The following is an 8,105-nucleotide window of genomic DNA, read 5'->3' on the forward strand; positions in this document are numbered from 1 at the left end:
GGCTCCCCCACAACGGACCTGTGCGGTGGTCATGGCGGCAATTCGGTCGCGTCACGGGGCTCGAGCCGCGGCGCGTTGTTGACGTCGTGGCGATAGTCGCTCGACGCCTCGTAGACCCGCTTTTTCAGCCGGTTGATCGACCCCAGCGGACGGTGCGCGTCCAGGCCGCGCCAGGAGTTGAACGACAGCACGTCGTCACCGTAGGCCCGCCGCTGCGGGGTGTAGGGATCCTGGACGTCGAACCGGATGGTCGCGACCGTGCGATGCGGAGACGCCTCCTCCGGCCACGGCACGGTCGCGTCCTCGATCGGCATCGTGGCCACGTCCGTGCACAGCTGCGCGCGCAGTTCGTAGGTGGCGCTGTGCGTGGCGAAGAAGTCGACGACGGCGTCCTGATGGGCATTGACCCCGGCCCCCGTGCTCACCGGTTGTCCTTGCAGCGCGGCGACTTCCGGCGACACCGGGACATAGAGCAGCTTGGCGACATAGTCGCCGTAGCGCACCGGCGCCGAGGTGTAGAAGGTCTCGCCGAGGATGTTGGTGTTGGGCGCGACGAACACGCCCAGATTCGGGGGCACCCGCTTGCCGATGCGCCGCAGCACGTGCTTGTCCAGGGCCGCGACGAGATCGCTGCCCGCGCGAAGCACCTCGTCGGGCAGCCGGGCCAGCACCCAGGCGGTCGGCATGCCCCGGGTGAGGTAGGCGTGCGCGTCGGCGAACAGGAACTCCCGGTGGGTCACCATGATGAAGTCCTGGGTGGTGGCCTCGTCGCCGGGCATCGCCCGCGGACCGTGCACGCCCAGCACCTTGATGCCGAGGCCCCGCACGCCCCGCAACTGATCGCTGCGGATGACCCCGGAGGTGCTCGACAGCCGGGCGATGACCGGATAGGTCGCCGGGGCGGCGAACAGGCCCTGCGCCAGCTCGGGCGGCAAGCCGGCGGGCACGGTGAGCTCGCCGCGCAGGATGCCGTGGCTCTTGGCGTGCGCGTCGCGCAGTCCGCGCTTGTATTTGCGGTAGGCGCGTTCGTTGTTGTCGCGCAGCACCGCGATGATCTTGTCGATGATCTGTTCTTCGTCGGGGCGCGGCTGTTCCAGGTCGTCGCGGAAGCGCAGGTAGGTCATCGCGGAGTCCTCCACGGCGCGAAGGGATTCGCGACGCCCGCGAGCGCAGGCGCCAGCGTGGGGAAATGGCGCAGCAGCACGGTGCGCATGCTGTTGTCGCGCACCCAGGCCATACCGGCCTCGGTGTAGATCTCGGGCCGGAAGTCGGTGGTGAAGAACCGGTCGGCCGACAGCCGCCGCGACGCCATCAGCACGAAGATCCGGAACGCGGTGTCGCTGAAGCCGAAACCGGGAGGCTTGGGCTCGGCGTAGAGGCCGATCATGAGATCGACGTCGTCGACGTTGCCGTAGACCTGTTCGAGTTCACGCGCCCACCGTGGATTGTCGGTCAGCTCGTCGAACGAGGCGGCGGGCCGCAACCGCAGTTGCCGCCGGAACTCGTTGTAGCGCGGCACCCCTCGCTCGCGGACCCGCAGGATGTCGATGGTGGCGAGGTCGATCAACGGCTGCCCCGGCCTGGCGAGCTGCTGCAGATGGCGCGGATAGTTGTGCAGCGTCAGCGCGCCGGGGTTGGCGCGGCCGAAGGAATAGAACAGCGTGTCCATCGGCGTCTCGCCGAGGCGCTCACGGATGTGAGCGACGCCGAGCTCGGGGAACGGATACTCGGCCAGTACGCGGTCGTCGGTGAGACTGCGCACCACCAGATCGTCGGGGATCAGCGGGTGCATCCGGTACACCGAGACGAATTCCTCGGTCAGCGCGTACGGCACGCCGTGGTCGTCGACCGCGGAGCCGGGGATGCCGGAGAGCACCTCGTTGCCGACGAGCCTGCCGAACCGGCGCGAGATCCGTTCGCCGAGGACGCCGAACCAGTTGGCGCGCATGGCCGCGACGGTGGTGGGGTGGGCGATGATGGCCGGGGTCCAGTCGACGGTGTGGATCTTGGCGATCAGCGCGGCGTTGATCAGGCGAGCGGTGTCGTAGAGCTGCTGGTCGTCGAGGTCCGGATAGCGCCGCGACAGGCGGCGGCAGATCGCGTTGTGCTCGCGCAGGAACAGTGAATGCAGCAGCGCCAGACCGACCCAGGCGTTGGCGGCCGCGTCCGAGAGCGCCAGCAGCGTGGCCGCGTCCAGCGGCGGCAGGCCGAGCTCGTCGATCACCAGTTCGCCGTTCTTGCCCGAGCGCAGGGCGGACGCGAAAGCCGCTGTGCTGCCGTAGATCTGGGAGGCGTCCCACCAGTGCGAGTCCTCGGTGACATGGCTGGGCGGGTCGCCGGGCCCGGCCCCGGGGACGGTGGCGGTGCGCTGGATCGTCATCGGCCGTTCGGGCCACGTGTCGTGCTCGTCGAGCGTCACCCGGAACGGCTCGCTGTCGGTGCGGGTATGGCTGAACCAATCGTGCACCTCGAACTGGATCCAGGCCGCGGCCAGCAGGTTCAGGGTGGTGGCGGGCTGGAAGCCGTCGCGGGCCAGCAGGCGCAGGCTGACCTGGCGCGGGTTCGGTTCCTGGATTCGGGCGGAGTCCTCGGGGTAGCTGTGCTCGGGTGCGAAATTGCGCCCGAACCGGCAGCCGACCGACCCGGTGCGCGGATCGGTGGCGCTGTTGTACGAACCGTCGATGGTGCGCGCGGCCCGGTGTTCGCCGGTCGTGTCCGGCGGCAACGGTCCGGCCGGATGTCGGCCGGTGTCGAACAGATTGCGCGAGCGCAGCCTGCTGCGCAGGCCGACCAGCACGGCCAGCCCCAGCGGGGTGGGTAACCGGAACCAGCCCACGCGCCGGTCGAGCGCTTCGGCGGCCTCGACGGCGGCGCGGGCGACGAACGACCGGTGGGGCGGCGACGACTGCGGCGGAATCGCCGGCTGTGCCTCGACCATCGAGAACCTCCACGTAGCTGACTGGCTCGAACCGCGGTGTACGAGAAGTGGTCGCAGATCAGTGTCCGGCACCGGGTGATCTATGTCACGAGTAGTGCACTACTCGGTGCCCTGACCGGCCCGTGTTCCGGCGGCCGTGATGTCGCCGCGGCCCGGCCCACGGCAATCGAGTAGCGAATTACGCGCGCCGAACGGCGGGGGCATGGGCGACGCTGCTCGGGTGACTACTCCGATCGAAATCAAGGTCAATCTCGACGGTGACCTCCTCGACGCCCAATCCCGGCTGGGGTGCACCAATGCCGCCGCGATCAGCCGGGACGTGTGGTTCGCCGAACCCGCCGTTCCCGGCGCGCGCGGCGCACCCGCCTTGCTGGCGGGCCGGATCGCCATCCGGCTGCGCAGTGGCGACCACGACGACCTCACCGTCAAACTGCGGCCCTGCGCCACCGCGCAGCTGGTGGGCCGCTGGGCGACGCCGTTCAGCGAACCGGGGATGCAGTACCGCATCGAGGGCGACTGGTGCGGCGAACGCCGGGTGCTGTCGGCCTCGGTGGTGAGCAGACGCCCGGCCGGTTCGCTGCGGGTGGCGGCCCTGTGCGGCGAGGACGTCACCGACGCCCTCGACTCGGCCCAGCGCCAGTTCCTGGTCAGCTGCACGCCTCCGGGTGTCGTGGTCGATCATCTACGCGCGATGGGTCCGGTCGCGTCGACGAAGTGGACCAACATCGCCGTCGGCGATCTGGCCGCCGACGCCGAGCGGTGGACGGTCGACGGGCTCGACCTGTTCGAGCTCACGCTGAAAGTGACGCCCGCGCCGGGCGAATCCCCCACCGCCCTGCACGCGCGCGCCCTCGACGTGCAGCACCGGCTCCATGCCGCCGTCCGCGGCTACGGTCTGTCGATCTCGACCGAGCTGACCAAGACCGAGCGGGTACTCACCACGCTGACCGCCGCGCGATCGGTCGTCGGCGAGTAGGCGCTAGCGGGCCAAGACCGGTGCGCCGGTCTCGCCGTCGGACTCCGGCGCTCCGGCGCCGGGCGCACCGACCAGCCCGGCGAAGACGGGATCCGCCAGCGCCCGCTCGGTCACCTCGTGCCCGAGGGCGCGGTAGGCCTCGAAATCCCATTCGCTGTAGAGCTGGTCGCCGGTGGAGGTGTACGGGAAGTCCGGATGTGCCCTGCTGTAGTTCTCCAGGTCCCAGCTCAGGTCGTCGATCAGCTGGGACCGGAGGTAGTAGATGTCGGTGGTGGCGCCGTCGAGATGCCGGGCGACACCGTGTGCCCACGCCTTGTGGGCGCGCTTGCGCTCCCCGCGCAGCATCTGCCGCAGGTCGATGGTGATCTCCACGCAGTGGTCCATGCGCGCCGTCGCGATGGCTTCGGCCAGCGCGCAGAACCGGTCGTCGGGACTGCCGCTGGCGTCGAGGACGAGCACCGTCGCCGGCCGCCTGCGCAACGCCTCCACCAGCCCGAGGTTGTCGTAGTGGCCACCGTCGGTGACATAGAGCCAGCGGTCGTACAGCGACGGATTGCCGAAGGCCTCGCGCAGCAGCCGGTACGGTCCCGGTTTGTCGGCCCAGCTGTAGGCCGCGGGCAGTTTCGCGGCGAGCCTGCCCTGGGGGACCGGCCGCCAGTACGGATTCGGCAGCCACACTCCCAGACGCGCGTTGAGCAGGGCGAGCAGGATCCGGACCGGCCGGGTGCGGGCGCTCTCGCGGCCGGTGAGCGGGCTGAACGCGGCGCCGCTGATCGCCATCGCCGCGGGCACGGTGACATCGCGATACCGGTAGTCGGCCACCTGCTCGTAGGTCGCGGTCGGACGCAGGCCGTCCTGGGTGAGCGCGCGGTCACCGACGACGCCGATCCGGTCCGGATCGAAGACGAACGGCACGCAGCCGCGCCGGGTGGGCACGAAGGCGACGTCGTTGGCGTTGGCGGCCGCCGCGATCACCAGCCGCGGTCCGTGACCGACCGGCTTGCCGTAGTCGGAGTAGCGCAGCGCGGTGCTGTAGGGCAGCGGCACCGCCTGGTGCGACCGCGGATCCTTCTCCACGAGAAAGGCTTTCGACAGCGCTTCGCGGTAGTAGGTGTGCAGCGAGGTGCGGTTGGCGTCGGTGAACACCTTGATCGCGACGGCGACGCCGATCATCCACCAGGCCAGCGTCCAGTTCGCGCGCGCGTGCGCGTCGGTGGCGAAGACCGTCGTCCAGCGCAGCAGCAGCACGACGGCGACCGCGACGATCAGCGCGCTGCCCAGCCACGGGGCGAGCTGCTTGCGCACCACCGCGAGCACGCGCCCGTACCAGCCGCTCGCCGCGTCGCCCGTGTGCAGCCCCTTCCACGCCGAGCGCCCGAGCCCGATCACCGCGACCAGCGTCGCGCCGAAGGTGAGCGCGCCCTTCGCGCCCGGGTCGACGAGCCCGACGAGCAACGTGGTCGGCGCGCCGGCGGACCCGTCGGTCACCCTGCTCAGCACGTACAGGGCGACCGGGACCCCGACGAGCAGCACCGCCAGCGGCGCCCCGATCCCCAACAGCACGGAGGACCCCTTCGCGAGTACGTTGCGCATCCGGTCCGGCACCATGGTCAGCCGATCCCAGGCCTTCTCGACCACGAACGCCGCCAGTGCGAGCGCGAACGGACCGAGCGCGATCGCCAGGTACCAGTACCCGCCCGCGGGCACCAGGTGCAGTTCGAGCCGATCGCCGTCGCGGGTCAGCACGTCGATGTCGTCGAGCAGCCAGCCCAGCCACCACGACACCGCCAGCAGCGAGATCCCGACCAGCGTCGCGTTCACGGCGATGCCGTAGAGCAGGGAGAACACGGCGCGGAACTTGTCGGTGCCGCGCGGCATCAGGTAGCGCGTGCGGCGGCGCAGATAGGCCAGCTCCGAGGATTCGAGCGCGTAGGGATCGGTGAAGTTGCGGTGCAGGATGTGCATGGCCGCGGCGATGTAGCCGCCGCCGCTCACCCCGACCACCGCGGTCGCGCTCTGGTAGCGTCCCCGGTCGCGCAGTACCTGGAGCGCGCCGAGGCAGAACGACGCGGACCGGATGCCGCCGCCGGAGCAGCAGATGATCAGCCCGCTCGGCGCGGGGGCGGTGGTGGGGGTCGGCGCGTACTGCGGTTGCGACGGATCGTCGCCGGCGAGGCGGTGCTTGGTGCCGAGGTACCAGATCATGGCGGTGACCACGAGGGCCAGCAGCAGGAAGAACAGGTGCAGGCCCGCCTGGGCGCGCAGCAGCGTCACCGTGGTGCCGCCACAGGACGCGGGCTCGCCGGTCAGCCGGATCGCCAGCGCGAGATCGGCGCCACCGTCGAGCACCGACAGCAGCAGCGAGCCGGCGAAGACCAGCTTCGCGAACCGGGCGTACTTCGGGTCCAGCCGCAGCGAATAGATGTAGACGTAGTACCGGTAGGTCGCCGTCGGCGCCGCGATCGCCATCATGGCGCCCACCAGCAGGGCCAGCAATCCCGCGGTGTGGCATTCCTGGGCCGTGCGCGCGCCGAGCGGAAACGCCATCGTCGCCTGCACCGCGACGAGGAAGACCACGATGCCGGTGGTGGACGCGAAAACCTTGCCACGCCCGACCTGTTCGATGGTCGCCAAGCCCGAGGTGACGTGGTCGCCGCTGGCTCGCACGGGCGATCCGGCGTGCTGTTCCGCTGTGGTCATGGCCGGTCAGTTCACGATGATGGAGTTGCGCAGCATCCGGAGCTCGGCGTCCCGGCCGACGGGGTACCGCACCGTCATGGTGCCGTCGGCGTGCGGGACGCCATCGAGGACCCGCATCGTCGCGGGTCCGAGGAACAGGGTGCGGTCGGCGTCGACCTCGGTCCGGTCGATTCCCCTCGTCCCGACGCCGTTGTCGGGCCTGCCGGCCGGTGCTTTCGCCGCTTCGAACCACTCTTCCCCGGTGTCCGGGCTGGCTGCCAGGACCGCGTCCTCGATATCCGAATCGAACATCTCCCTGTCCTTTCGAATCGTGGGGAGATTCCCACCCCGATATCGTCGCGCACCGGGTACCCGTGCCGAACGCGTAATGCACTACTCCACCTCCGCCGGGCGATTCGCCGGATTGGGGTAGTGCGGCACGCTATCGAGTCCGGCACGGCCGCCGAAGAATTGATCCGCGCCGGACTCCCCCGGCACCCCCTGATCGGACATCCCAGACGGAGGGAACGACAGTGAGCGGATACTCCTTGCACATCGGACTGAACCGGGTCGATCCCACCGCCTACGGCGGCTGGGACGGCGCACTCGCGGGCTGTGTCAACGACGCGAATGCCATGGCCGCGCTGGCGGCCGCGCAGGGTTTCGCCGGCCCACGCGTGCTGCTCGACAGCGCGGCGACATCGTTCGCGATCATCGGCGAGATCGCCCGGCTCGCCGGCACGGCGCGAGCGGGCGATCTGGTGCTGGTCACCTACTCCGGCCACGGCGGCCAGACCAGCGACGTCGACGGCGAGGAGGACGACCGCCGCGACGAGACCTGGGTGGTGTTCGATCGCCAGATCGTCGACGACGAGCTGTACCGGATGTGGTCGCGGTTCGCGCCCGGCGTGCGGGTCGTTGTCTGTTCGGACAGCTGCCACAGCGGCACGGTGGCGCGCGACGCCTTCACCCGCGAGACCCGCACGGCGATCGTCGATCTGGCCGCGCGCGACGATCCCGGTGGCGACCTCGGCACCGTGGTCCACGGCAGCGCCAAGGCGATGCCGCTGGAGGTGCAGACCGAGGACAACAAGCAGCGCGCGGCCATGTACGCGTTCGTCCAGCAGCTGGCCGGACCGAACTCGCGGGCCGCCATCGAGGCGGGCGTGGTGCTGCTGGCCGGCTGCCAGGACTCGCAGCTGTCCTACGACGGGCCGGTCAACGGACAGTTCACCGGCGCGCTGCTGCAGGTGTGGGGCGACGGCGCCTTCGACGCCGGCTATCGGCAGTTCCATCAGCGGATCATGAACGCGATGCCACCGGACCAGGTTCCGAACCTGTTCACGATCAACGCCGATGCCGCGTTCCTGGATCAACGTCCGTTCACCCCGTGACCACGGCGCGGGGGGGGGGGGGGGCGGCGCGGCGGCCCCCCCCCCGGCGGGGGGGGGGGGGGGGCGCCCCCGCGGGGGGGGGCGCCCCCCCCGGGGGGGGGGCGCAGCGCCACGTGGG

6 protein-coding genes are annotated in these 8,105 nt (G+C 70.6%); 2 read left to right on the forward strand and 4 right to left on the reverse strand.

What is annotated here, in order from left to right; translation table 11 throughout:
* Nucleotides 1-29: 29 nt before the first annotated feature.
* Both ACIO52_RS22435 and ACIO52_RS22440 read right to left on the reverse strand, forming a co-directional pair.
* Entirely contained in the window at nt 30-1,124 is a 1,095-nt protein-coding gene (locus tag ACIO52_RS22435) for a catalase family protein (RefSeq protein ID WP_402646445.1), read from the reverse strand.
* Nucleotides 1,121-2,938 (reverse strand): peroxidase family protein, encoded by a 1,818-nt coding sequence (locus ACIO52_RS22440; RefSeq protein WP_218721012.1) that lies wholly within the window; start codon nt 2,936-2,938, stop codon nt 1,121-1,123. Before ACIO52_RS22440 ends, ACIO52_RS22435 begins: the two co-directional genes overlap by 4 nt.
* 220 nt (nt 2,939-3,158) lie before the next feature.
* Here ACIO52_RS22440 and ACIO52_RS22445 point away from each other — a divergent pair, with 220 nt between their 5' ends.
* Complete coding sequence (locus ACIO52_RS22445) at nt 3,159-3,914, forward strand: hypothetical protein (protein ID WP_316574190.1); 756 nt, start codon at nt 3,159-3,161, stop codon at nt 3,912-3,914.
* A gap of 3 nt (nt 3,915-3,917) precedes the next feature.
* Here ACIO52_RS22445 and ACIO52_RS22450 read toward each other — a convergent pair whose 3' ends face one another.
* Together ACIO52_RS22450 and ACIO52_RS22455 are read right to left on the reverse strand one after the other, a co-directional pair.
* Entirely contained in the window at nt 3,918-6,614 is a 2,697-nt protein-coding gene (locus tag ACIO52_RS22450) for a hypothetical protein (RefSeq protein WP_402646448.1), read from the reverse strand.
* A 6-nt stretch (nt 6,615-6,620) separates the two neighbouring features.
* A complete protein-coding gene (locus ACIO52_RS22455; RefSeq protein ID WP_218721009.1) occupies nt 6,621-6,905 on the reverse strand; it encodes a hypothetical protein in 285 nt (94 codons plus the stop codon).
* A gap of 221 nt (nt 6,906-7,126) precedes the next feature.
* On the opposite strand from ACIO52_RS22455, the gene ACIO52_RS22460 reads away from it, so the two are divergent.
* Nucleotides 7,127-7,987 (forward strand): caspase family protein, encoded by an 861-nt coding sequence (locus ACIO52_RS22460; protein WP_402646452.1) that lies wholly within the window; start codon nt 7,127-7,129, stop codon nt 7,985-7,987.
* The last annotated feature ends 118 nt before the right edge of the window (nt 7,988-8,105 follow it).

Source organism: Nocardia sp. NPDC087230, assembly GCF_044744725.1.
Lineage (GTDB): Bacteria > Actinomycetota > Actinomycetes > Mycobacteriales > Mycobacteriaceae > Nocardia > Nocardia canadensis.

Coding starts and splice junctions, on each gene's coding strand:
- ACIO52_RS22440 (WP_218721012.1), bottom strand. CDS start 2,938: ATGGTCGAGGCACAGCCGGCGATTCCGCCGCAGTCGTCGCCGCCCCAC.
- ACIO52_RS22450 (WP_402646448.1), bottom strand. CDS start 6,614: ATGACCACAGCGGAACAGCACGCCGGATCGCCCGTGCGAGCCAGCGGC.
- ACIO52_RS22455 (WP_218721009.1), bottom strand. CDS start 6,905: ATGTTCGATTCGGATATCGAGGACGCGGTCCTGGCAGCCAGCCCGGAC.
- ACIO52_RS22435 (WP_402646445.1), bottom strand. CDS start 1,124: ATGACCTACCTGCGCTTCCGCGACGACCTGGAACAGCCGCGCCCCGAC.